We start from the raw sequence: 23,576 nt of genomic DNA on the forward strand, positions 1-23,576 counted from the left end.
GTCGATACCGTCCAGCTCATGATGCCCGAACAGCGCACCGGTCCGATCGTGGTTTTCGGTGCGGGCGGCCGAGCCGGGCTTGCCGTCGCAGCCGAGGCGCTGCGTCGCCGACGCCCGGTGATCGGAGTGGTTCGCGACCCCGCCAGGCACGAAAAGCTGGCTTCGCTTGGGGAGGAGGTCACCGTCGTCGCGGGAGATCTGACCAACCCGGACAGCCTCATGAGCCTGCCGGGCGAGGTCGCGGCGTTGGTGAACGCGGTGACACCGTTTACCGCGCCGCCCGAATCCTTCGACGACTTCGACCCCGACTACTACGTGCGCTTGGCGGAGAACCTCGTGCGGGCCGCCCGGGGATCCAGAGTGCTCGAAATCGGGCTCGCCGCGACGCTCCGCACCGGCAGCGGCCGAGTGTTCGAAGACCCGGCAGCCTTCCCCGCTTTCTTGCGCCCCTTCGCCGAGGCGCGGATGAAGGGCCTAGCCGCCTGGCACGCGCAGCCCGCGGAGGTGGACTGGCTGGTCCTAACCCCGCCGCCAGGGTTGTCACTCGAAGCGCCGGCGACCGGCGAGTATCGGCTCGGGGCAGACGTGCTCGATGCTCGCTCGGCGAACACCCCACTGTCCTATGCGGACCTCGCGACAGCCGTCCTCGACCAGATCGAGAAGCCCACCGTGTCTCGCCGGCAGGCGAGCGTGTACCGCTAGCCGACCGGAACCGGGGCGGCTTCCACCGGACTGGTCCGCACCCCGCGCCGACGGTCGCGGACCCACGCGATCACCCGGCACACCAGGTAGATCAAGAACGAAATCGAAGTCACGAACGCGCTCACCGGCAGTCCCGGGGCCAGCGACAACACGATTCCGCCCAGCGCGGCGACCTCCGCGAACACGATCGACAACACCGTGGCGCGCACCGGGCTTGCCGTCACCCGGGCAGCCGCCGCGGCGGGGGTCACCATCAACGCAACCACCAGCAGCGACCCGACCACCTGCACGCTCAACGCCGTCGCGACGCCGACCAACAGGGAAAACAGCACCGTCAGCGTCTTGACCGGGACGCCGCGCGCCTCGGCTACCGCGCGGTCGACGCTGGCGAACAGCAGCGGCCGGTAGATCAGCGCCAGCACGGCCAGCACCGCCGCCGCCGCGATCGCCAGCGCGGTCAGGTTCGTGCTGTCCACCGTGATGATCTGGCCGGTGAGGATGCCGAACTTGTTCGCTGACCGTCCTTTGTAGAACGACAGCAGCAGCACACCCATGCCCAGCCCGAAGGACAGGATCACGCCGATCACCGAATCGCGGTCGGCGTCGCGGATCCCCAGGATTCCCAGCAGCAGCGCGGCGGCGACCGCGCCGGCCAGTGCGCCGTATTCCACGCCGACGCCCAGCAGCAGCGCGCCGGCCGCACCGGTGAAGGCCAGTTCGGACGTGCCGTGCACCGCGAACGACATGCGGCGCATCACGATCAGCGGACCGAGCACGCCGGCCAGCAAGCCGAGCACCGCGGCCGCGATCAAGGCGATGCGGACGCTGTCGAGTTCCGTGATCAGCTCCCACGTCTTGGCGAAGTCGAACATGCCGTCCAAGGCTCAGCCCACTGCTTCCTGCTCGTGGTGGTGCGGTTGGTCCTCGCACAGCGCGCTCTGCGCACCGGCGATGTGGATCTGCCCGCCGACGCGCAGCACCTCGATCTTCGTCCCGTACAGATCCGACAGCGTCTCCGAGGTCATCACCTCGTCCGGCTTGCCGATCCGGAACTGGCCGTTCACCAGGTACAGCACGCGGTCGACGAACTGCAGGACCGGGTTGATCTCGTGGGTCACGAACAGCACGGCGGTCCCGGCATCGCGCCGGCGCGCGTCGATCAGTTCGCTCACCGCGCGTTGATGCGCCAGGTCGAGCGACAGCAGCGGCTCGTCGCACAGCAGCACCGCCGGATCGCCGACCAAGGCCTGCGCCACCCGCAGTCGTTGCTGTTCGCCACCGGAAAGCCGGCCGACCGGCTGCTTCGCGTAACGCGTGCCGCCGACCGATTCGATCACCGACGCCACCCTGCGTTTCCGCGCGCGCATTCCGGCCAGCCCGGGGCCCCAGCGGTGCCCGTCCAGCCCGAGTCCGACCAGGTCGACCCCGCGCAGCGTGAGCGAATCGTCGATCGCGCGCTGCTGCGGGATGTAGCCGACCTTGCGGTTCGCCCCTCCCGGACGCCCGCCCGCGATGTCCACCGTGCCCGCCGACAGCGACTGCATGCCCAGCAACGCCTTGAGGAAGCTGCTCTTGCCGGAGCCGTTCGGGCCGAGGACGGCCAGGAATTCGCCCGGCTCGACGTCCAAGTCCAAACCGGACCAGAGGGTGCGGTCGCCGAAGGCGAGCCCGGCCCCGCGCACGCGGACCGCGGGGCCGGCTTCCGGAAGGTGGACGGACATCAGCTGCTCAGCGCCCCCGACAGCGAGTCCACATCCTTGGTCATCCAGTCAATGTAGCCCGTGACGTTCGCCGGGAGCGTCTCGGATACGTCGACCACCGCGACACCGGACGCCTTCGCGTCCGCGACCGCCTGCTTGGTCAGCGGGGTGACCGTCTGCACGTTGTTGACCAGCGCCTTCACCTGCTTCTCCTTGATCAGCTTGGTGAACTCGGAGGCCGCCGCGGCGGGCACGTCGGTCTCGTTCTCGATCGCGTCGGAGAACGCCTTCGGGGTGGCATCGGCGATGTTCGCGGTCTTGAGCAGGTAGTGCGCGACCGGTTCGGTGACCACGACCTTCGTGTCCGGGTGCGCGGCACCCAGCGCGGACGCCTTCTTGATCAGGCCGTCGAGCTGGCTCTTGAAGGCCTTGGCGTTGTCGTCGAACTTCTGCTTCGACGCGGGCTGGATCTCGCCGAGCGCGGCCGCGACCTGGTCGGCGACCTTCTCGACTCCCGGCAGGTCGTACCAGACGTGCTCGTTCTCCTCGCCCGGCTTGGCGATGTCGTAGGCGACCAGCTTCTTCGCCGAAGCCGCCTCGCCGGACAGCTTGGTGAAGAACTCGTCGTACCCGCCGCCGTTGCCCAGGGTCAGCTGAGCTTTCTTGGCGGCGAGCGCGTCGTCGGCGGTCGACTCGTAGGAGTGCGGGTCGGCCGAGGGATCGTGAATGATCGACGTGACCTGCACTTTGTCGCCGCCGACGGCGGACACGACGCTGCCCCAGACATCGGTGGAGGCGACGACCTTCACCTGATCGCTTCCCCCTCCCGCCCCGGAACCGGACGAGGACGACGTGCTGGAGCACGCGCCGAGCGCGAACACAGCCAAAGCCGACGCGGCGGCGAGGACGCTCGTGGTGCGGCGGGAAGTCATCGGGCTCTCCTGAGTCGAACTGCTAATGGAAACCGTTGTCAGATTCACTTTACCCCATCCGAACGGCGAGCCTCACTCCACCGGGTGGCCGCACCCGTTGTTGATCACCGAACGGATCGAGACGCTCACCACAGGGGTGTCGCTTCTGGAAAACGATCTGAACCGTTACGGTTTGCGGATGGGCCGTCCTATTCGCACCCGGAGGCAGGCGACATTGGCGTCGCTCGCGGCGGAGCTCGGGGTGTCCAGGACCACTGTGTCCAACGCCTACAACCGCCCGGACCAGCTCTCCCCCGAACTGCGCCGAAGGGTGCTCGAGACCGCGCGGCGGCTCGGCTACCCCGGGCCAGACCCGGTCGCGCGCTCGCTGCGCACCCGCAAGGCGGGTGCCGTCGGGCTGCTGCTGACCGAGAACCTCTCCTACGCCTTCCGCGACCCGGCCGCCGTCGGCGTGCTCGAAGGGCTCGCGCTGGCCTGCGAGGACGCGGGCGTCGGCCTGCATCTCGTGCCGGCCAGCCCCGGTCGCGAAGACCTCGCCGCGGTGCACCGCGCGGGCGTCGACGGGTTCGTCGTGTACTCCGTGCCGGACGACGATCCGCATCTCGCGGCCGTCCTGGAGCGGCCGGTGCCGACGGTGATCATCGACCAGCCCCGGATCGAGGGCGTGGACCGCGTCGGCCCGGACGACGCGGCCGCGGTCACGCAGCTCGCTGACCATCTGGTGGCGCTCGGCCACCGGCAGATCGGCGTCCTCTGCATGCGGCTCGGCCGCGAGCGCAACGACGACTTCGTGACCGCCGAACGGCAGAGCGGCGCGCACTTCCACGTGCAGCGCACCCGGCTGGAGGCGCTGGCGACGGCGTTTTCCTCGGCGGGAGTCGACTGGGCGACCGTGCCGGTGGTCGAGCGCTTCGACCACACGGTGGACGACGGGGCCTCGGCCGCGCGGCAGCTGCTGGACGCGTATCCGCAGGTCACCGCCCTGGTCTGCACCTCAGACATTCTTGCTCTCGGGGCGCTGGCCGAGGCGGCCCGACGCGGGCTGCGGGTGCCGCTCGACCTCACGGTGACTGGTTTCGACGGCATCGCCGAGGCAGAGCGCTCCGGGCTCACCACGGTGCATCAGCCGGTGCTGGAGAAGGGCAAGGTGGCCGGACGGCTGCTGCTCAGCTCGGCCGAGCGGGTCGGGCCGAAGGTGATCACGCTCCCGACCGAATTGCGGGTCGGGAGGACGTCGGCGCCGCCGCGGACGGTCGAGGAGCCCTGGTTCGGCGGCTGAGGCCGCCCCAGCCTTTGCCGTGATTTCCCGCCCACCGCGTTGTGTGCGGGGCCGCGCCCCGGTTCCATTGAACGAACCGCCCGTGTCCCGCGGGGAAGCGCAGGCCGAAAGGTGCCCCCATGACCTCCATCGATGTGCTGCTCAAGCGTAATCAGGAGATCGGGAACATCGTCCCCGGCGACCGGTCCTCCCCCAAGCCGTCGCTGCAGGTGTCGATCCTGACCTGCATGGACGCCCGGATCCGGGTGTTCGAGATCTTCGGGCTGCTGCAGGGCGAGGCGCACGTGCTGCGCAACGCGGGCGGGGTGGTCACCGACGACATGATCCGTTCGCTCGCGCTCAGCCAGCGCAAACTGGGCACCCGCGAGGTGCTGATCGTCCAGCACACCGACTGCGGTCTCTCCACGGTCACCGACGAAGAGTTCAAGGACGAACTGGAGTCCGCCACCGGACTGCGGCCGACCTGGGCCGTCGAGGCGTTCCGCAAGGTCGAGGACAGCGTGCGCACGTCGATGGAGCGCGCCCGGCGCAGCGCCTTCCTCCTGCACACCGACAACGTGCGCGGATTCGTCTACGACGTGAAGGCCGGGAGCCTGACCGAGGTCAAGTAAGCGGCCTCGTATTCAATGGTGGGGTGGGCCTAGACACCGATGTGCTGATCGATTGGTTCGCCGACGTCGGCCGGGACCTGCCGTGGCGGGAGCCCGGTTGCTCGGCGTGGGGCGTGCTGGTCAGCGAAATCATGCTGCAGCAGACCCCGGTCTCGCGGGTCCAGCCGATCTGGCTGGAGTGGATGGCTCGCTGGCCGGTGCCGTCCGCGCTGGCCGCGGAGACCACCGGCGAGGTCGTGCGCGCGTGGGGCAAGCTCGGCTACCCGCGTCGTGCGCTTCGGCTGCACGCCGCCGCCACCGTCATCGCTCAGGAGCACGGCGACGTCGTGCCGTCCGATGTGGACACGCTGCTCGCGTTGCCCGGCATCGGCGCGTACACGGCACGCGCGGTGGCGGCGTTCGCGTACGGCAAGCGCGCGCCGGTGGTGGACACGAACGTCCGACGCGTCGTCGCGCGCGCCGTTCATGGTGCGGGGGACGCTGGCCCGGCGTCGAATACTCGCGACATGGCGGATGTCGAAGCGTTGTTGCCGGCGGAGGACGCGCCCGCGGCGAAGCTGTCCGCGGCGTTGATGGAGCTGGGCGCGCTGATCTGCACCGCCAGGTCGCCGAAGTGCGCGGACTGTCCGATTTACGCCGACTGCGCGTGGCAGCGCAACGGCCGTCCCGAGTACGCCGGTCCGGCCAAGCCGGTGCAGAAGTTCGCCGGCACCGACCGGCAGGTGCGCGGGCTGCTGCTGGACGTCTTGCGCGGCGCCGAGGGGCCGGTCGAGAAGGCGCGGCTGGACGTCGTGTGGCACGAGGCGGGCCAGCGCGACCGGTGCCTGGATTCGCTGCTCGTGGACGGTCTGCTGGAGCAAACCCGCGACGGGCTCTTCGCGCTTCCCGGGGAACACTGACGCACTACGACGAAAGTCGGCAAAAAGTTGTTACCTCCGGGACGCCGGGTTAGCTTTCCCCCGTCGCACTCGCCGGCTGAGGAGCTCCGCATGGGGGAAGCAACGCGTCGTGCCGTCTTGAAGGGCGGTCTCACCGTCACCGCCGTGGGCGCTTTGGGCTTCGCAGGCGCCAGATCCGCGGCCGCGGTCACCACCCCGGTCATCCATTCGACGGCCGAGTGGAACGCCCGTCCGCCGTCGGGCGCGATCGTGGTGGAGAACCACAAGCCGACCTACATCGTGGTGCACCACACCGTCGACCCGGGCAACAACACCGACTACTCGCTGGCGCACGCGCTGCAGATCTCGCGGGACATCCAGAACTTCCACATGGACACCCGCGGCTGGATCGACACCGGCCAGCAGTTCACGAACAGCCGCGGCGGCTTCGTCACCGAGGGGCGGCACCGCAGCCTCGAAATCCTGCGCGGCGGGAAGCAGCACGTGCAGGGCGCGAACGTGGCCAACCACAACAGCGAATGTCTCGGCATCGAGAACGAGGGCCTCTACAGCACGGTCGACGTGCCGGTCGCGTTGTGGAACTCGCTCGTGCAGCTGATCGCCTACATCGCGCACCAATACGGCATCACCCCCGAGTTCATCAAGGGCCACCGCGATTTCAACTCGACCGAGTGCTGTGGCCAGGTGCTGTACAACCGGCTCCCGGAACTGCGCCAGGCGGTCGGCCAGCAGCTCGGCCTGTCCGTCGCGCGGCTCGACGCACCCGAATGGCCGCTGCTCAAGCCGGGAGACACCGGCCCGAAGGTGCGGACCGCGCAACGCTTCCTGCGCGCTGCCGGGTTCGACGTGCCGACCGACGGCGTGTTCGGCAAGGCGACCGCGGACGCCGTGTCCTCGCTGGCCGCCGAGCACGGGCTTTCCCGCGACAGCTGCACCGCGGCCCGGGCCAGCGACGAGTCCGCCTACCTCGGCTCGGACATCTGGCCGTTGATCGTGCCGGCGGACCGCTCGGCCGCCGCGTGGCGCACCGAGCTGGCCCGCTGACCGGGGACGCCTCACGCGTGCCAGCGAGGGCGGCACACGTGAGGCGTCACAGGCCGGACAGGAAAGCCTCCACCGCGCCGCGATAGGTCTCCGGCGCCTCGGCATGCGGCAAATGCGCCGAACCAGGCACGATCAGGTGCTTCGCGCCGGGCACCCGCGCCGCGACCTCGGCTTGCTGACCGGCGGGCATCGCGGTGTGTTCGCCCTCGATCAGCAACAGCGGACAGCGGATTTCGTCCACAATGGACCAATAGGCGCGGCGGCCCCATTCGGCGGCGATCTCGTACAGATTCTCCAGGTCGGCGATCAGGTGGTAGCCGTCCTCGCGTTCCTCGACGCATTCGGTGAAGTAGTCGCCCGCGGCGCCGAAGAACTCGCGGACGTGGGCCAGCGATTCGAACGGCACCGGCCAGCTCTCGAAGTAGCCGCGCCAGGTCTCGACGGTGCGTCCGCGCTGGTCCGGGGCGAAATCCTCGCTGACCACCGCGCGCACCAGCTCCGGGTATTTCGCCGCGGCGGCCCACGCGTGCAGTCCGCCCATCGAATGCCCGATCAGCACGGACGGACCGAGCTCGGCCAGCACGTCCGCGACGTCCTCGGCGAACTGCTCGGTGGTCCACGGCCCGGTGTGCGGCGCACGGCCGTGGCCGCGTGCGTCGAGGGCGCGCACCCGGCCGTACCGCTTGAGCCATTGCGCGACCGGCCACCACGTGCGGGCCCGGCCCATCAACCCGTGGAGCAACAGGATCGACACGCCGGGGCGTTCGTCGCCGCCGAAGTCGATCAGGCCTGGTCGCATTAGTCCTCCCGGGTTTTCACCGCCACTTCATCACAAACCTGCCCTTAGGGTGAAGGAATGCGCTGCCGTCAGACCGCCGTCCTCGCCCTCGCCGGCGTGCTTGCGCTGTCCGCGTGCAGCCCCGCCGAACCCGCTGCTCCACCGCCTCCGCCGATGCATCCGGCACCGGGCGCGAACAGCGCGGGCGACCCGTACTTCCCGGAAGACGGCAACGGCGGATACGACGCCCTCGACTACCACGTCGACGTCAGCTACGACCCGCCGAGCGGCCGGCTCGTCGGCGACACCACGGTCACCGCGAAAGCCACGCAAGACCTCAGCCGCTTCGACCTCGACCTGCGCGGGCTCGACGTATCCGGGGTGCAGATCGACGGGAAGCCGGCGAAGTACGGCCGGGAGAAGAACAAGCTGGTCGTGACGCCGGCCGAGCCGCTGCGGGCAGGCTCGACGTTCCGGACGCGCGTGCGCTATTCGGGTGTTCCGGCGAAAACCCCGCACGACGGCGGGTCGGAGAACGGCTGGGCCCGCTCCGAGGACGGCGGCGCGTACCTGGTCGGCGAGCCGCACGCGGCGTCGTTCTGGTACCCGGTCAACGAAACCCCGCGCGACAAGGCGACCTTCACGCTGACCGCGCACGTGCCCACCGGCTGGACGGTCCTGTCCAACGGCCGGGAACAGGGCACCGGGGCCAAGGGCGGCACCACCACCACGACGTGGACCGACCCGAATCCGGTGGCCAGCTACCTGACCACGATCGCGATCGACAAGTTCACCGTGCAGCGCTCCCAACTCCCGGACGGCACGCCGATCGTTTCCGGTTACGCGCCCGGCGCCGAAGCCCGGGAAGCCACCGGCGACCGGCTGCCCGAGGTGATCTCGTTCCTGGAAAGCAAGTTCGGCAAATACCCGCAGAGCGCGGCGGGCGGGATCTATCTCGACGAGAACATCCATTTCTCCCTGGAAACGCAAACCCGTCCCACTTATGCGAAATGGGCGGAAATCCTCACCTTGGTGCACGAGAACGCGCACCAGTGGTTCGGCGATTCGGTGTCGCTCGACTCGTGGGCGGATATCTGCCTGAACGAGTGCTTCGCGTCGTACGCGCAGTGGATGTGGGGCGAACGCGAGGGGCAGAACCTGGACGACCGTTACCGCGCGGCCGTCGAAATCACCAGGGGCAGCACGGATTTCTGGGGCCAGAAGCTGGTCGACATGGGGCCGCAGCACCTCTTCGAGGGCGCGTACGACAAGGGCATCCTGGCCGTGCACGCGCTGCGCCGGGCACTGGGCGAACCGGGGTTCGAGAAGGTGCTCCACGAATGGGTGAGCGAGCATCGCAACAGCAACGCGACGTGGGCGGACTTCGAGAAACTCGTGTCGAAGGTCGCCGGACGCGATTTGAGCGGCTTCCTCAACGACTGGTTCCATGGCACGAAGCTGCCCTCGGACGCCGACCTCTACCCGGGTGCGCTGCGGCCGTGACTGCCGAGCAACGACCTGCGTCGGGCCGAAGCGCCAACGCACGCCGCGCCGCCCGGCGGAGCAATTCCTTCCTGAACGACGCCGTGACACCGTCGGTCGCCTCGACCACCGGAGCAAGATCGGCGCTTGCGAGACGAACCGCATCGCGGCGTCAGTCAGGATCACGACCGTGCAGTCCGGGAGCTGGCTCAGGTATCGCACAGTGTGCGTTTTCCCGGCACCGGCGGACCGCGCAGCAGGAGACCACCCTTCAGCCGCCGCTCGCCGGGGCTACTCGACGTAACCCAAACGCGGGATCGCGTCGGCGTAGTCGGCGCAATCAACGCGGCCAGCGATAAGTACTCTGGGGGCATGGCTGTGGTCAAGATCAACGCAATCGAGGTCCCCGAAGGCGCCGGCCCGGAGTTGGAGAAGCGGTTCGCCGCGCGGCTGCACTCCGTCGACAACCAGGAGGGCTTCCTCGGCTTCGAGCTGCTCCGTCCGGTCGCGGGCGAGACTCGCTACTTCGTGTACACGAAGTGGGAAACCGAGGAGCACTACCAGGCCTGGGCGAAGGGCCCGTCGCGTGAGGCGCACGCGGGCGAGCGCCAGAAGCCGGTGTCGACCGGCGCGAATCTGCTGGAGTTCGAGGTCGTCCAGGCATCGAAGCCGGGTGAGTGACGAACTCGCCCGCGCCGCCGAGCTGATCTCCGGCGCCGGCGCGCTGCTCGTGTGCGCCGGCGCCGGGATGGGCGTCGACTCCGGCCTGCCCGATTTTCGCGGCGGGGAGGGGTTTTGGCGAGCGTATCCGCCGTACGCCGGGCTCGGGCTGCGGTTCGAGGAGCTGGCCGACCCGCGGCATTTCGCCTCGGACCCGGAGCTGGCCTGGGGTTTCTACGGGCACCGGCTCGACCTCTACCGGAAAACGGTGCCGCACAAAGGATTCAGCCTGCTGCTCGAATGGGGGCTGGCGAAACCCGGCGGCGTGCGCGTATTCACGTCCAATGTAGACGGACAGTTCCAGGCGGCGGGATTTCCGCACGTCGCCGAGGCACACGGATCGATCCATCATCTGCAGTGCCTGGCGGGATGCTCGCGGGAAATCTGGTCGGCGGAGGGCGTCACGGTCGAGCTGGACGAAGCGACCATGCGCGCCCGGCCGCCCTTGCCCTCCTGCCCGCGCTGCGGCAGCCTGGCCCGGCCCAACATCCTGATGTTCGGGGATTTCGACTGGGTGCCGGATCGGAGTCAGGCGCAACTGGACGAACTGGCGGCTTGGCGGCGCGCGCATCGCGACGCGGTGGTGATCGAAATCGGTGCCGGGCAAGCGGTTCCCACAGTCCGGCGGTATGCCGAACTCGCCAGCGCGGCGACGGGTGCGTTGATCCGGATCAATCCCCGCGAACCGCGGATCCGGCACGGGCGCGGGATTTCGCTCGCCGCCGGAGCGCTGGAGACGCTGGTCAAGCTCGCTTGAGCTCCAGCAGCGGGAACGGGCGGCCGTCCGAATCGGTCTCGCGCCTGCCCGCGACCTCGAACCCGTGGTGCAGATAGAAACCGACCGCCTGCGGGTTCTGCTCGTTCACGTCCAGGGTGAGGTCCGGAAAGCGCTCCACGGCCGCACGCAGCAACGCCGTACCGACCCCGCGGCCGCGGAACTTGTCGTGCACGAACAGCATTTCCAGCTTTCCCTCGGCGGTCCCGGAGAAACCCGCCGCGATTCCGCCGACCTCCGCCACGGTCAGGTCCACTTCCGGGAAGTAGCGCGGGACGCGCGTGGCGTAGTACTCGACGTCCGCCGGGGCCAGAAAGTGGTGCGTCGCTTCGACGGCACTGCGCCAGATCTCCAGCAGCCGCGGGTATTCGGCTTCCCCGTCGCTGGGCCGCAAAGTCGTCACGGCAGTCGCACCTCCGCGTAAACCGCCCGGTGATCGCTGCCGGGCACCTCGAACGCGTGGTAATCCCGGACCGCGACCCGGCGGTCCACGAGCACGTGGTCCAGCGGTACGAGCGGGACCGTCGACGTCGACCAGGTCGGGACCAGTCCGTCGCCGCGCGCCTCCGCCGCGTCGACATATCCGCGGGACAGCACCGTGCGGAGCGCGGCGTGGTCGAGGGTCGCGTTGAAATCGCCCGCCACCACGCGCAGGCCGTGCTCGCCGATCGCCCGGGACAGGTCCCGCATCTCCTGCTCCCACAGGTAGTACCCGGTGTCCGGCGAACGCGGATGCGCCGCCACGATCTCCAACGTCGTCCCGCCGCCGAGATCCGCGGCCGCACCGGGCTGTTTCTGGGCCGAATCACCGGTGTAGTCCTCTTCGGTGAGCGGATACCGCGACACGATGCCGGAGCCGTCCGCCCCGGCCGCCGGATGCAGGACCCGGTACGGCAGCGTCTGGAACAACCCGGCTTTCTCCAGCCCGGACACCGCGGCCGGGGTCATCTCCAGCAGGTTCAGCACGTCGATCCGCTGCTCCCGGACCAGTCGCACGAGCGCCGCCGGGTCGGCTTGGCCCAGGTACAGGTTGGCCGCCAGCACGCGCACCGTCTTCCCGTGCGCCGCCGGCTGGTCGTCGGACATCACCCGCGGCGCGACGTACACCGCCAGCAGCGCGGACAACGCGAGCGCCACGCTGCCGATCCACCACCGCCGCAGCGCGAACGCGAGCGCCGCGAGCAGAACGCCGTAGATGATGACGTACGGGGTCAGCGCCAGCAACGCGGTGAGGTACCAGCCGCTGCCGTCCCAGCCGATCGTGCGCAGCACCGCCACCGTCAGCAGCGGCAGTCCGACCAGCACGAGCAAGCCCGTGACCAGCCGGGTTCGCGTCCGCGCCACCATCACCATGATCCAGAGTATGCCGGGCGAGTCCTGACAGGTCCGTGTCAGCGCCGTGTGCGCGGCTTGCCAGCGCCGCCGTCCACAGTGTGCTGGAGCGACACAGGAGGAGGCATCATGTCGCACGCGATCCAGGCCGAGGGCCTGGTCAAGCACTTCGGGGAGACCAAGGCGCTGGACGGGGTGGACCTGGAGGTCCCGTTCGGGAAGGTGGTCGGGGTGCTCGGGCCGAACGGCGCGGGCAAGACAACCGCGGTCCGCATCCTGGCCACCCTGCTGAGACCCGACGCGGGCCACGCCACGGTCGGGGGTTACGACGTGGTCCGCGACCCGGTCCGGGTGCGCGGCCTGATCGGGCTCACCGGGCAGTACGCGTCGGTGGACGAGGACCTGAGCGGCACCGAGAACCTGGTGCTGATCGGCAAGCTGCTCAACCTGTCCCGGGCCGACGCGCGGGCGCGGGCGGCCGAACTGCTGGAGCGGTTCGAGCTGACCGACGCGGCCAAGCGGCCGATCCGCACCTACTCCGGCGGTATGCGGCGCAGGCTCGACCTGGCGGCCAGCCTCGTCGGCCGCCCCGCCGTGCTGTACCTGGACGAGCCGACCACCGGACTCGACCCGCACGCGCGCAACGAGGTGTGGGCGGTCGTCCGCAGCCTCGTCGCCGACGGCGCGACCGTGCTGCTCACCACGCAGTACCTGGAAGAAGCCGACCAGCTGGCCGACCGGATCACCGTGTTCGACCACGGCCAGGTGGTCGCCGACGGCCGCGCGGACGAGCTGAAGCGGCGGGTCGGCGGGCAGACGCTGCAGGTGCGGCCGACGTCGCTGAGCGACCTCGACGAGGTAGACCGCATCCTGGCCGAACTCACCGGCGTCCGCCCGGTCCGCGACGACTCGACCGGACTGCTGACCGCGCCGGTGTCCGACCCGGTGCTGCTGTCCACGCTGGTGCGCCGCCTCGACTCGGCCGGCATCACCTCCGACGAGCTGGCGCTGCGGCTGCCCAGTCTCGACGAGGTGTTCCTCGCGCTGACCGGGCACACCGCCGAAGAACCGAAGCCGGAGCGCGAACTCGAAGGGAGCCGGTCATGACCACCACGACCGCCGTGGCCCCGCCCCGGCACATCAGTCCCCTGCTGGGCACGAAACACGCGTTTTCGCTTGCCTGGCGCGGAATTCTGAAGATCCGCAAGAACCCGGAGCAGCTGGCCGACGTCACGCTGATGCCGATCATCTTCCTGCTGATGTTCACCTACCTGTTCGGCAACGCACTCGGCGGTTCGATCGACAACTACCTGCAGTCGTTCGTGCCGGGCCTGATCGTGATGAACGTCCTGCAGGCGTCGCTGACGGTCGGCACGCAGCTCAACACCGACATCACCAAGGGCGTCTTCGACCGCTTCCGCGCTATGCCGATCGCGCGTTCGGCTCCGCTGATCGGCGCGGTGCTGGCCGACCTCGTGCGGTACGTGGTGTGCCTCGCGGTGCTGCTGGCCGTGGCGACCGTGATGGGCTTCCGCGTGCAGACCGGCCCCGGGGAGTTCGTGCTCGCGATCCTGCTGGCGGTCGCGTTCGGCCTGTGCTTCTGCTGGGGTTCGGTGTTCGTCGGGATGCTGATGAAATCCCCGGGCGCGGCGCAGGGCCTGATGTTCGTCTTCATCATGCCGCTGACGTTCGGCAGCAACGTGTTCCTCCCGACCGCCACGATGCCGGGCTGGCTCAAGGCCTGGGCGGACATCAGCCCGGTGAGCCTGCTGTCCGACGTGATGCGCGGCCTCCTCAACGGCGGCGCGTACGGCGGTTCCCTGGTGGGCGCGCTGGCGTGGATGGCCGGTGCGGTGGTGGTGTTCTTCCCGCTCGCGACGTGGGCCTACCGCAAGCGGGTCTGAGGGCGTCCTTCACGGGGGTGTGGACGCTGCGGGGAGTGTCTGTGTCCGGGTTCCACAGCCGGGCACAGGCACTCCCGTTTATGTGGCGGCCGCGAGATGGCCGGTCAGCCGTTCCCAGTTGCCCGATCCGATGGCGGCCTTCTCTTCCGCACTGAACGGCGCCTTCTCCAGGAACGACCGCGCGACCCCGCCACTCGTGTCCAGGTAAGGAAAACCGCCCGGCCGAGTGCCGAACGTGTACGGGTAATCGGTCGAATAGAGCATCCGCTCGGTGCCGACGACCTCGGCGGTCCAGCGCAGATACCTTTCGCTGACCGTGCCGCTGCCCGCGATCCAGAAGTTCTGCCGGAAGTAGTCGGCCAGCGGCTGCCGCAGTCCGGCCATCTCCTGCAGGAAGCCGACGTGGTCCAGGTAGAACAGGACGACCTCGCCCCAGTGCCCGGCGATCACCTGCAGTCCGGGATGGCGGTCGAAGACGCCGGAGAAGATCATCCGCAGGTATTGCACGCCGAGGTCGTAGTACCAGCCGAGTCCGGCGGTGGCCAGCGCTCCGCCGACCCCGTTGGGCAGGCCCGAGTAGTACGCGTCTTGCACCGCCCGCACCGGAGCTTGGGGATGGAAGTGCAGCGGGGCCCGAAGCCGTTCCGCGGTTGCGTAGAGGACGTCGAACTCCGGTGCGTCGGCGAGTTTGTCGCCGCTCCGGCCGTAGAGCATAGCGCCGCGGAAGCCGAGGCCGACCGCACGTTCCAGCTCCTCAGCGGCGGCTTCGGGCGAGGACGTCGGGAGCGTGGCGAAGGCCTGATACCGGGTGGGATTCGCGGCGACGACCTCGGCGAGCGCGTCGTTGGCCTCCCGCGCGACCGGCACGGCGTCGGCCGCCGGGAGGTTCTGCACCCCGGGACTCGACAGCGACAGCACCGCGACGTCGATGCCTTGCTCGTCCATGTCGGCGAGGCGTTCGTCCCCGACGTCCCGCAGCTTCCGCGTTACCGGGTGGTTCTCGGGGTAGCTGTGCGGCTGGAGCCCCGCCCTCGTCCACGCGTCGCGCAGGACCGGCAGGACCACATGTTCTTCCAGGGCGACGATACGCATGACAGCTCCTCGCGTTTCCAGCGATACCAGCTAGAGCGTATCACTGGAAACATCAGCGGAAGCAAGTTTCAGTTATCGTCGATAACACCTTCCGCCCGAACCGCCTCGATCGCCTCGGCCCGGTCCAGCCGCGCGGTCTCGGCCACGAGCGCCTCGTATCGTTCCGCACCCAGTTCCCTGGTCAGGTCCTCGATCAGCTCCCGGACTTCCGGGCTCCCCAGGTCGAATCGGCCGCGCACCACCGCGCTGAGCGCGAGCATTCGCGCGGACGCCTCCAGCCGTCCCTGTGCGTACCGGATCCGCGCCAGAAGCTCGACCATGCCCGCCAGGTCCGGCATGTCGAATCGCCCGGCTGTCCGGTCGATCACCGAGAACACCGGTGCCTCCGCTTCGTCCGGGCGGCCCTCCGCGAGCAGCAGCCCGGCTTCGATGGCGCCGAGCCATTCCACCTCGAAACCCTCCGGCGTCGGCCACTCCGACCGCGCCGACTGCATTTCCCGGAACACCTCGCGCGCCTCGGCGAGGTTGTGCTCGCGGAGCAGCAGCTCAGCTCGACCGAGCAGGACGATCAGGCGCAATCCGTTGTTGGTGCCGGAAGCCGCGTAGCGTTCCGCGGCTTCCATGTCCCGCCACGCGCCCTCTTGGTCGCCCGCGCGCGAACGTTCCACCGCCAGCCGCCACCACTGCTGCACGATGTCGTCCCGGGACCGCAGCTCCATCACCAGCCGCAATCCCTCGGTGTACTCGGCGATCGCCGCCTCGTGGTCGCCGGACTGCGACAGCGCCGCGGCCCGGAAACCATGCGTCATGCCGAGGCCCCACCGATCGCCGACTTCGGCGAAGCCTTGATGGGCAAGATCTCGCGCTCGCTCCGCGCCTTCGAGGTCGCCGATGTCGCCGAGGACGAAGCTCTCCGCCCAGTGTCCAGCGGCGCGGCTCCAGACGTCGTCCCGTTCGACCGCCCGGCGGATCTCGCGCTTGGCCAGGTCGCGCTCGCCGTTGAGATAGGCCACTATCGGCAGCCCCACCCACAGCCACGGATTCCGTTCCGCCGCGCCGGTCCGCACGCATTCTTCGACCAGTTCGGGAACGTTCACCTCGACCTGCGGACCGGACAGGGCCAGCATCAGCACCTGGCTCAGCCGCAGGCTCGCCGCCGTGTCCGGCGGCAGCTTCGCGCCCATGTCAAGCACGTCGTTGACGAACTGAGCGGCGCGTTCGTTCTGGCCGGCGATGTTGAGGTACCAGAACAATCCGAACAGCAGCTGCGCCGCCGATTCCGCGGCTTCCGACTCGATCGCCGCCCGCAGCGCGGAGGTGAAGTTGTCGCTGTCGTCTTCATAGACGTCGATTGCCCGCAGCTGATCCCGTCCGCGCAGCAACGGCTCGTTGCGGCGGGCCAAATCCGCGTAGTAAGCGACCATCGCGGCCCGCATCCGCTCCTGCTCGCCGGATTCGGCGAGCCGTTCGGACGCGTAGGCGCGCAAGGTTTCCAGCAGGCGGTAGCGCATGCCCACGACGTCCACAATGGACTTCTCGACCAGCGAGCCCAGCACGTACACGATGTCTTCCGCGGGCAGCTCGTCGTCCGCGCAGACGTGTTCCACCGCCTCCTCGGAAAAACTCGCCGCGAACACCGCGAGCCGGCGCGCCAGCCGGACCTCCGGCTCGCTCAGCAGATCCCAGCTCCACTCCACCACCGCCCGCAGCGTGCGCTGGCGCGGCAGCGCCGTCCGGCTGCCGGAGGTGAGCAGCCGGAACCGGTCGTCGAGGCGTTCGGCGATCTGGTCGGCGGTCATCGAGCGCAACCGCGCGGCGGCCAGTTCGAGCGCGAGCGGCATTCCGTCTAGCCTCCGGCAGATTTGCCGGACTGAGTCCACTGTGGACTCGTCGAGCCGGAACCCGGGCCGCACCGCCATCGCGCGGTCGAGGAAAAGCCGAACCGAATCGAGCGTGCCGACGTCCGCGGGCGGCGCGGTCTCGTCCGGCACTGGCAGCGGACCCAGCGGGCACAGCGCTTCCCCGGTAATCGCCAACGGCTCGCGGCTCGTGGCGAGCACCCGCAACGCGGGCAGCCGCCGCAGCAAATTCTCGGCCAGCTCCGCGGCGGTGTCCACGACGTGCTCGCAGTTGTCCAGCACCAGCAACGCTTCCGCGCCGCCGAGCGCCTCCACCGCGTGTTCGAACGGATCGACCTGCCGACGGCGCGCCTCGGTCTCCGTCGTCCGGAGATCCCGGACCTCTAGTGCGTTGAGCAAGGCGGACAAGACGTCTTCCTCGTCCCGCACGCCGGCCAGCGGCACGAACCACACCAGGCCGCGCGAGTGCGCCGGATGCCGCGAAGCCGCTTCCGTCGCGAGCCGGGTCTTGCCAGCACCGCCCGGACCGACCAGCGTGACCAGCCGGGCTCCTTCCAGCAATTCGGCCAGCAGCTTCAGCTCGTCGGTGCGGCCGATGAAGCTGGTCAGCCGCTGCGGCAACCGATCGGCCACCGCGGCGACCTGGGTGTACTCGCCGCGCAGCGCACGCAAATGCACTTCCTGCAGCTCCGCCGACGGGTCGACCCCCAGCTCGTCGGCCAGCGTCGTCCGGATCGCGGAGTACGCGGCGAGCGCGTCGGCCTGACGTCCGGCGGCGGAAAGCGCACGGATTCGCAAGCCCGCCAACCGTTCCCGCAGCGGATGTGCCTGCGCGGCGGCGGTGAGGTCGGCGAGCACCTCCGCGTGCCGCCCCAGCCGCAGCTCGGCTTCGAACCAGTCCTCAGCGGTCTCCGTGCGCCGTTCCGCCAGCAGCGTCGCGGGCGCGGCAGCGAACGGCGCGTCCAGCACGTCCGCGAGCGCTGGCCCGCGCCACAACGCGAGCGCGGCGGCGAGCGATTCGGCGGCGGTACCGTCCCGGCCAGCGGAAAGCTCCCGGCGCCCTTCGGCGGACAACTGTTCGAACCGGTGCAGATCCACCGCCTCCGGTGGCACCGCGAGCCGGTAACCGCCGTTGACCGACTCCAGCTCAGCCCCCGCCGGACGCAGCGCGCGACGCAGCCGCGAGACGAGCGACTGGAGCGCGTTCGCCGCGTCGGCCGGGGGTTCCGCGCCCCACAGGCCGTCGATCAGCGCCTCGGCCGGAACCGCGCGCCCGGGATCGAGCGCGAGCCGGGAAAGGAGCATGCGAAGGCGGGCTCCGCCGATGTCGATCGGCGTGCCGTCCTCCCCCTCCGCTCGCAGCGGGCCCAGCAGCGCGACGCGCATGAAGCCCAGCTTTCCAGACAACCCCCGGCTCGTGTCGGAGCCCGACGTAAGTGTGGACTTTCGGGACAATCTGCCGCCAAGCGGTTACTGCCCGCCTTCTCGGCGCTACGTTGCGGAGGATTCACCCGCAGACACAGGAGCGCCCATGAGAGCACTGCACCGCTGGCATCGTCCGGCAGTGACCGTCGCAGCCACCCTCACCGCGTTGACGCTCGGCACCGGGATCGCGTCCGCCGGACAGGACGGCTGGGACCGGCCGACCCCCGGCTCGGACGGCGCCGGAGACAGCTACTACCCGCAAGACGGCAACGGCGGGTACGAGGTCTCCGACTACGACCTCAAGGTCAATTACGCTCCGGACACCCACCAGCTCGCCGGCTTGCAGACGGTCCACGCGAAGGCGACCCAGTCGCTCAGCTCGTTCGATCTCGACCTCCGGGGCCTCACCGTCGACGCGGTCCGGGTCAACGGCGCGCCCGCGAAGTTCACCCGGACCGGCGACCACGAACTCGTGATCACGCCGAGGTCGCCGCTGTGGAAGGGCCTGCCGTTCACCGCCGAGGTCGCCTACCACGGCGTTCCGGCCGCGATCGACGACCCGAACCTCGGCAAGAACGGCTGGCAGTTCACCAAGTCCGGCGGCGCGTTCGCGGCGGGCGAGCCGAAGTCGGCCACCACCTGGTACCCGGTCAACGACACTCCGCGCAACAAGGCGAAGTTCCGGCTGTCGATCAATGTCCCGAGCGAGTGGGGCGTGATCGCCAACGGCCGCGAGGTGGGCACGTACCGGACGCGGACCGGCACCACGCACGTCTGGGCCGAGGACACCCCGACCGCGCCGTACATGACCACGGTCGCGATCGACAAGTGGACCTTCAACAAGCGCCAGCGCGCGGACGGCACCCCGATCGTCAGCGCGTACGCGCCGGGCACCACCGACGCCACGAAGCAGGCCGACGCGCAGCTGCCGGAGGTCATCGACTTCCTCGAATCGAAGTTCGGCAAGTACCCGGTGGACGCCGCGGGCGGCATCTACCTGACCGAGCCGATCGGGTTCTCGCTCGAGACGATGAGCCGGCCGATCTACTCCGGCCGCGCGGGCAACATCAGCACGATCGTGCACGAGAACGCGCATCAGTGGTGGGGCGACACGGTCGCGGTCGACCACTGGAAGGACGTGTGCCTCAACGAATGCTTCGCGTCCTACGCGACCTGGCTGTGGGCGCAGAAGAACGGCACGGACCTGGACGCGAAGTACCTGAGCACGGTCGCGTCGGCCAGCGACGCGTTCTGGAACGGCAAGCTGTACGACATGGGTCCCGGCAACGAGTTCACCTACGTGTACTCGAAGGGCCCGGTCATGCTGCACGCGCTCAGCAAGTACCTCGGGCAGGACGCGTTCGACCGGGTGCTCAAGACCTGGAACTCCCTGCACCACGACGGAAACGCGAGCATGCAGGACTTCCAGAAGTACTGTGAGAAGGTGTCCGGCATGGACCTGCAGGGCTTCTTCGACGCGTGGATCTACGGCAACGGCAAGCCGTCCGACGAATACCTTTACCCGGGCGACTTGAAGCCGGCCGCCAAGTGACAGTTCTGCTGACCGGGTTCGCACCGTTCGACGGAGCGGCGACGAATCCTTCTTGGCAGGCGGCTGCGCTGGCAGCGGCGCGGCGGACGGACACGGTGGCGGTCGAGCTGCCGTGCGAGTTCGACGCGTCGCTGCCAGCGCTGCGCGCGGCGATCTTGGCGCACCGGCCGGAGCTGGTCGTCTGCGCCGGGCTGGCTGGCGGACGTGCGTACGTCACGCCTGAGCGAGTGGCGATCAACCTGATCGACGCTCGGATTCCGGACAACGCCGGCGCGCAGCCGGTCGACGTGCCGGTGGTCCCGGGCGGGCCGTCCGCGTACTTCACCACACTGCCGGTGAAAGCGGCGGTCGCGGCGATCGAGTCGGCGGGGCTGCGCGCGGCCGTGTCGTACACCGCCGGGACGTACGTGTGCAATCAAGTCTTCTACGGCCTGATGCACCTGATCGCGACTGAGTTCCCCGGGCTGCGCGGCGGTTTCGTGCACGTGCCGGAGGAAACGCGGCTACCGCTGGACTCGACCGCGCGAGCGCTGGAGATCGTGGTGGACACCGCGCTGACCGTGGACGAGGACATCGCGACCTCGGCGGGCACGCTGCACTGAGTGCTACTCGCCCGGCTGGACGGTCTGCTCGAAGAACTGCACCAGATCCTGCGGCCGCCGGCTCGTGTGCGACGGGCTGGTGTCCATCACCGTGCCGACCACGGGAATGCCGTCGGCCTGGTAGACCAGCAGACCCAGTTTCGGCCCGACCCCGGCGACATACCGGCCGCTCAGCCCGGTGCGGGTGCGCCAGGTGTCGGTCTCGACGCGGCCGGTCATGTCCTTGCGCGCGCTCGGCTCGACCTGGGCGAGCGTGAGTCCTTCGTGGAACGCCACGGTGGTCTTGTCCGGGAAGCGGCACAGCGCGGTGCGGAGTGCGCCGAGGGCCTTCGCCAGTTCCGGGTCGTCCGAGCAGGTGGCGCGGGTTTGGATGGTCGGACCGGCCAGCCGGCGCATGCATTTGGTGAGGCCGTTTTCGCCGGGCAGCGCCGGTTGGGAACCGGCACAGGTGGTGGTGTTGCCTGGCGGGACGATCGGTTGATTCGCGGCGGGTTTGTCGTCTCCGCGGGTGGCGAGGACGGCGGTCACGATCCCGGCGACCACGAGCACCGCCAGCGCGATCGCACCTATCACCACGGGTTTGCGGGATTTCTTCTTCCGCGGCGGCTGCCATCCGGGCGGCGGCATGGGTGCTGGCGGCCGCTGGTTCAGACTGGGCGGCATCGGTCCAGGCTGTTGCTGGACCGGTGGCCAGGATGCCGGCGCCTGCCTTGGCGCGGCTGGTTGCGGTGCCGCCAGCCGCTCGTCCACGTGATGCAATCCGAACGCGACCGCTGTCTCCGGCTGGTCCTCGGTAGTCGGCACCACACCGAGCGTCGACCCGACAAGCGAGGCCAGCAACGGCATCCGGCTGGGCCCGCCGACCAGATACACGCCACCGAGCAGATCCGGCGTCAGCCCGGCCCGCGCGATCGTCGCCGCGAGCATTTCGGCGCTGCGCAACAGATTCGGCCGCACCAACGCTTCCAGTTCGGCCCGGGTGACGAGAACGTCGCCGAACGGATCCGGCATCGGCACCTCAGTGTGCGCGTGCCGGGACAGACTCTCCTTGGCGTCCCGGACGTCTTGGAGCAACACCCGCCGCATCCGCCGGTCGCTGGTCGTCTGCGGACGCAGCAGCCGTTGCCACTGCGCCGGATCCGCATGCGACACCGACCGTCCAATATGGACCAGCAAGGCCTGGTCGATGTCGAGACTGCCCAGATCGGGCAACCCGTCCTCAGCCAGCACCGCGGTACCCGCGCCGACGACCGCACAGTCGAAGGTGCCGGCTCCGAGGTCATACACCGCGATCGGCCCGCCAGGCGCGCCCGTTTCGCGCAGGGTCGCGTAATGCGCCGCCGCCGCGACCGGCTCCGGCACCAACCGCACCTGAACGAACCCGGCCTTCCCCGCCGCCGCCCGAAGGGTCTGCTGCCGCTGCGCGCCCCACCCCGCCGGATGCGACAACCGCACCTCGTCCGGAACCCCGGAAAGCTGCCGCTCGGCCTCCTCGCCCATCCGCCGCAGCACCGCCGCGAAGGCGTCGACCACCGGCACGACCCGATCGCCGAGCAGCAGCTCACCGTCGTCGATCCGCCGCTTCGGATACGGCTCGAACCGGCTGGGATCCAGCCGAGCCCGCCGCTCCGCGTCCTGCCCCACGACGAGCCGCCCGTCCTCCTCGGCATACACCGCGGAAGACATGGTGACCGACCCGTCAACCTCAATGGCCCGCGGCCCGCGCCCGAAGGCCGCCAAGACACCGACCGTGCTGGAAGTACCGAAGTCGATCGACAGGACGTCCACGCAGTTCCCCTCCCCGAAAACCCCATCGCATCGTCTCACGAGCGTCGTTGTGCTCAGCCCGCGGCAGCGGGAGCCGACTGGGGCCTACCGCGCGAAAGCCGCCGCCGGAAAGGGTGTCTCCCGGTCCTCCAGCAGCCGCCGGTAAAAGTCGTTCATCTCCACCGCCACCGGAGCGTGCCGCGCCACCAGGTCGGCGATTGGCGCGGGCAACAGGAGTTCTCCGGCAGCTGCCCGGCGCACTGCGGTCAGGCGGCTTTCTCGGTCCCGGGTCCCGCACACCTCGGTCACCAGCCAGTTCACCAAATACATCGACCCATAAGCCCGGTCGTGCTCCGTATTCAGCTCCGCGAACGCGACCTCCTCCTCGGTGAGGTCGAACCGGCGCGCGAGCGACAGGCCGAAATCGGTCAGCACAAATCGCTCGCCGTCGGTGAGGAAGTTCTCGAAGTGGTTGTCGAAGTGCAGAACGCCCCGGGAACGCAGGAACGAAAGCGTATCCGCGACCTCCGACGCAAGCCGCTCGACCTGGTCCAGATGGCCGGGCAGCCACCGGTGCACGTTGGTCGGGAAATACTCGCAGAACAAAACCACGCTCGAAGAAGAATCCCGCACCTCGGAAAGCCGCCGACGGACCGCGGCGGAACCGCCCCAGTATTCGACATCCTCCTCCAGCGGACGGTCCGGCACCCGGCCCGAGCGAACCGGCAGCACCCGCCAGTGATGCAGCAAAGGGAAGTTCTCGCACGCACCGCTGAGGACCCAGCCGTTCGCCATGACGTGCAGCGCCAGTTCCCGCCACGCCGAGCCCTCCGGCGAACCAAGGCCGTAATGGCAAAAGGCAGGCAGGCCATAGAGATTGGCCGTGGAATGCGGATGCCGCAGCTCCAGCGAGGTGAGCGGCACCCGCTTCGCGAAGACCGGGACCCCGTCGACGTCCAGCCGCGAGCCGGTGCCGCCGATGCCCTCGGACAGCACCTCCGCGGACTCCAGCCGCTCGGTGAGCTGACGGTCGCTCAGCAGCGAAAGCGCGGTGCTCGCCACGGCGTGCCGCGAGATTCTCGAAGAAGTCCCCATAAGCACGACAATAGAGAAAAGGGCGG

The 23,576-nt window shown here is 69.4% G+C and carries 22 protein-coding genes; 12 read left to right on the forward strand and 10 right to left on the reverse strand.

Annotated elements, in window-relative coordinates; translation table 11 throughout:
• Positions 1–18 precede the first annotated feature (18 nt).
• A complete protein-coding gene (locus L942_RS03350; RefSeq protein ID WP_081654921.1) occupies positions 19–702 on the forward strand; it encodes an NAD(P)-dependent oxidoreductase in 684 nt (227 codons plus the stop codon).
• Here the strand turns inward: L942_RS03350 and L942_RS03355 are convergent.
• The 3 genes from L942_RS03355 to L942_RS03365 are packed head-to-tail and all read right to left on the reverse strand — an operon-like array spanning position 699 to position 3,334.
• Positions 699–1,583 (reverse strand): metal ABC transporter permease, encoded by an 885-nt coding sequence (locus L942_RS03355; protein ID WP_037354702.1) that lies wholly within the window; start codon positions 1,581–1,583, stop codon positions 699–701. The two genes, L942_RS03350 and L942_RS03355, sit on opposite strands and share 4 nt — an antisense overlap.
• A 3-nt stretch (positions 1,584–1,586) precedes the next feature.
• Positions 1,587–2,423, reverse strand: a complete 837-nt coding sequence (locus L942_RS03360) for a metal ABC transporter ATP-binding protein (RefSeq protein ID WP_037354704.1) — start codon at positions 2,421–2,423, stop codon at positions 1,587–1,589.
• Complete coding sequence (locus L942_RS03365) at positions 2,423–3,334, reverse strand: metal ABC transporter solute-binding protein, Zn/Mn family (protein ID WP_037354705.1); 912 nt, start codon at positions 3,332–3,334, stop codon at positions 2,423–2,425. The genes L942_RS03360 and L942_RS03365 overlap by 1 nt, the downstream gene beginning before the upstream one ends.
• 178 nt (positions 3,335–3,512) lie before the next feature.
• Between L942_RS03365 and L942_RS03370 the strand changes: the two genes are divergently transcribed.
• The 4 genes from L942_RS03370 (at position 3,513) to L942_RS03385 (ending at position 7,167) form a co-directional block, all read left to right on the forward strand.
• Positions 3,513–4,613, forward strand: coding sequence for a LacI family DNA-binding transcriptional regulator (locus L942_RS03370; protein WP_009084232.1), 1,101 nt, complete (start codon positions 3,513–3,515; stop codon positions 4,611–4,613).
• Positions 4,614–4,732: 119 nt separating this feature from the next.
• A complete protein-coding gene (locus tag L942_RS03375) occupies positions 4,733–5,224 on the forward strand; it encodes a beta-class carbonic anhydrase (protein WP_037354707.1) in 492 nt (163 codons plus the stop codon).
• Positions 5,225–5,247: 23 nt separating this feature from the next.
• Positions 5,248–6,123: an A/G-specific adenine glycosylase gene (locus L942_RS03380; RefSeq protein ID WP_037354708.1), complete on the forward strand. Its 876-nt coding sequence runs from the start codon at positions 5,248–5,250 to the stop codon at positions 6,121–6,123.
• Between the two features lie 90 nt (positions 6,124–6,213).
• Entirely contained in the window at positions 6,214–7,167 is a 954-nt protein-coding gene (locus L942_RS03385) for a peptidoglycan recognition protein family protein (protein WP_037354709.1), read from the forward strand.
• 46 nt (positions 7,168–7,213) lie between these two features.
• Here the strand turns inward: L942_RS03385 and L942_RS03390 are convergent, their stop codons facing one another.
• A complete protein-coding gene (locus L942_RS03390) occupies positions 7,214–7,966 on the reverse strand; it encodes an alpha/beta fold hydrolase (RefSeq protein ID WP_200862689.1) in 753 nt (250 codons plus the stop codon).
• Positions 7,967–8,023: 57 nt separating this feature from the next.
• Between L942_RS03390 and L942_RS03395 the strand changes: the two genes are divergently transcribed.
• The 3 genes from L942_RS03395 to L942_RS03405 all read left to right on the forward strand — a co-directional run bounded on the left by L942_RS03395 (position 8,024) and on the right by L942_RS03405 (position 10,904).
• Positions 8,024–9,448, forward strand: a complete 1,425-nt coding sequence (locus tag L942_RS03395; protein ID WP_037354710.1) for a M1 family metallopeptidase — start codon at positions 8,024–8,026, stop codon at positions 9,446–9,448.
• Positions 9,449–9,799: 351 nt separating this feature from the next.
• The gene (locus L942_RS03400; protein ID WP_037354712.1) at positions 9,800–10,108 is read left to right on the forward strand and encodes an antibiotic biosynthesis monooxygenase family protein; all 309 of its coding nucleotides are present in this window, start codon (positions 9,800–9,802) and stop codon (positions 10,106–10,108) included.
• Complete coding sequence (locus L942_RS03405; protein ID WP_037354715.1) at positions 10,101–10,904, forward strand: SIR2 family NAD-dependent protein deacylase; 804 nt, start codon at positions 10,101–10,103, stop codon at positions 10,902–10,904. Before L942_RS03400 ends, L942_RS03405 begins: the two co-directional genes overlap by 8 nt.
• Here L942_RS03405 and L942_RS03410 read toward each other — a convergent pair.
• Together L942_RS03410 and L942_RS03415 are read right to left on the reverse strand one after the other, a co-directional pair.
• A complete protein-coding gene (locus L942_RS03410; protein ID WP_037354717.1) occupies positions 10,891–11,325 on the reverse strand; it encodes a GNAT family N-acetyltransferase in 435 nt (144 codons plus the stop codon). The genes L942_RS03405 and L942_RS03410 overlap by 14 nt on opposite strands.
• Positions 11,322–12,275, reverse strand: coding sequence for an endonuclease/exonuclease/phosphatase family protein (locus L942_RS03415; protein ID WP_051165684.1), 954 nt, complete (start codon positions 12,273–12,275; stop codon positions 11,322–11,324). The genes L942_RS03410 and L942_RS03415 overlap by 4 nt, the downstream gene beginning before the upstream one ends.
• A gap of 108 nt (positions 12,276–12,383) precedes the next feature.
• Between L942_RS03415 and L942_RS03420 the strand changes: the two genes are divergently transcribed.
• Together L942_RS03420 and L942_RS03425 are read left to right on the forward strand one after the other, a co-directional pair.
• Complete coding sequence (locus L942_RS03420) at positions 12,384–13,361, forward strand: daunorubicin resistance protein DrrA family ABC transporter ATP-binding protein (RefSeq protein WP_037354719.1); 978 nt, start codon at positions 12,384–12,386, stop codon at positions 13,359–13,361.
• The gene (locus L942_RS03425; RefSeq protein WP_037354721.1) at positions 13,358–14,158 is read left to right on the forward strand and encodes an ABC transporter permease; all 801 of its coding nucleotides are present in this window, start codon (positions 13,358–13,360) and stop codon (positions 14,156–14,158) included. The genes L942_RS03420 and L942_RS03425 overlap by 4 nt, the downstream gene beginning before the upstream one ends.
• A 78-nt stretch (positions 14,159–14,236) precedes the next feature.
• Here the strand turns inward: L942_RS03425 and L942_RS03430 are convergent, their stop codons facing one another.
• Both L942_RS03430 and L942_RS03435 read right to left on the reverse strand, forming a co-directional pair.
• A complete protein-coding gene (locus L942_RS03430) occupies positions 14,237–15,250 on the reverse strand; it encodes an amidohydrolase family protein (protein ID WP_037354726.1) in 1,014 nt (337 codons plus the stop codon).
• A gap of 68 nt (positions 15,251–15,318) precedes the next feature.
• Positions 15,319–18,495, reverse strand: coding sequence for a BTAD domain-containing putative transcriptional regulator (locus L942_RS03435; RefSeq protein ID WP_037354728.1), 3,177 nt, complete (start codon positions 18,493–18,495; stop codon positions 15,319–15,321).
• A gap of 145 nt (positions 18,496–18,640) precedes the next feature.
• Here L942_RS03435 and L942_RS03440 point away from each other — a divergent pair, with 145 nt between their 5' ends.
• Complete coding sequence (locus L942_RS03440; RefSeq protein WP_037354731.1) at positions 18,641–20,086, forward strand: M1 family metallopeptidase; 1,446 nt, start codon at positions 18,641–18,643, stop codon at positions 20,084–20,086.
• A complete protein-coding gene (pcp, locus tag L942_RS03445; RefSeq protein ID WP_037354733.1) occupies positions 20,083–20,688 on the forward strand; it encodes a pyroglutamyl-peptidase I in 606 nt (201 codons plus the stop codon). The genes L942_RS03440 and pcp overlap by 4 nt, the downstream gene beginning before the upstream one ends.
• Before the next feature lie 3 nt (positions 20,689–20,691).
• Here the strand turns inward: pcp and L942_RS03450 are convergent, their stop codons facing one another.
• Entirely contained in the window at positions 20,692–22,476 is a 1,785-nt protein-coding gene (locus L942_RS03450; protein WP_037354736.1) for an Hsp70 family protein, read from the reverse strand.
• An 84-nt stretch (positions 22,477–22,560) separates the two neighbouring features.
• Positions 22,561–23,550, reverse strand: coding sequence for a serine/threonine-protein kinase (locus L942_RS03455; RefSeq protein WP_037354738.1), 990 nt, complete (start codon positions 23,548–23,550; stop codon positions 22,561–22,563).
• Positions 23,551–23,576 lie beyond the last annotated feature (26 nt).

It is taken from the genome of Amycolatopsis orientalis DSM 43388 (genome assembly GCF_000411975.1).
GTDB classification, from domain to species: Bacteria; Actinomycetota; Actinomycetes; order Mycobacteriales; family Pseudonocardiaceae; genus Amycolatopsis; species Amycolatopsis orientalis_D.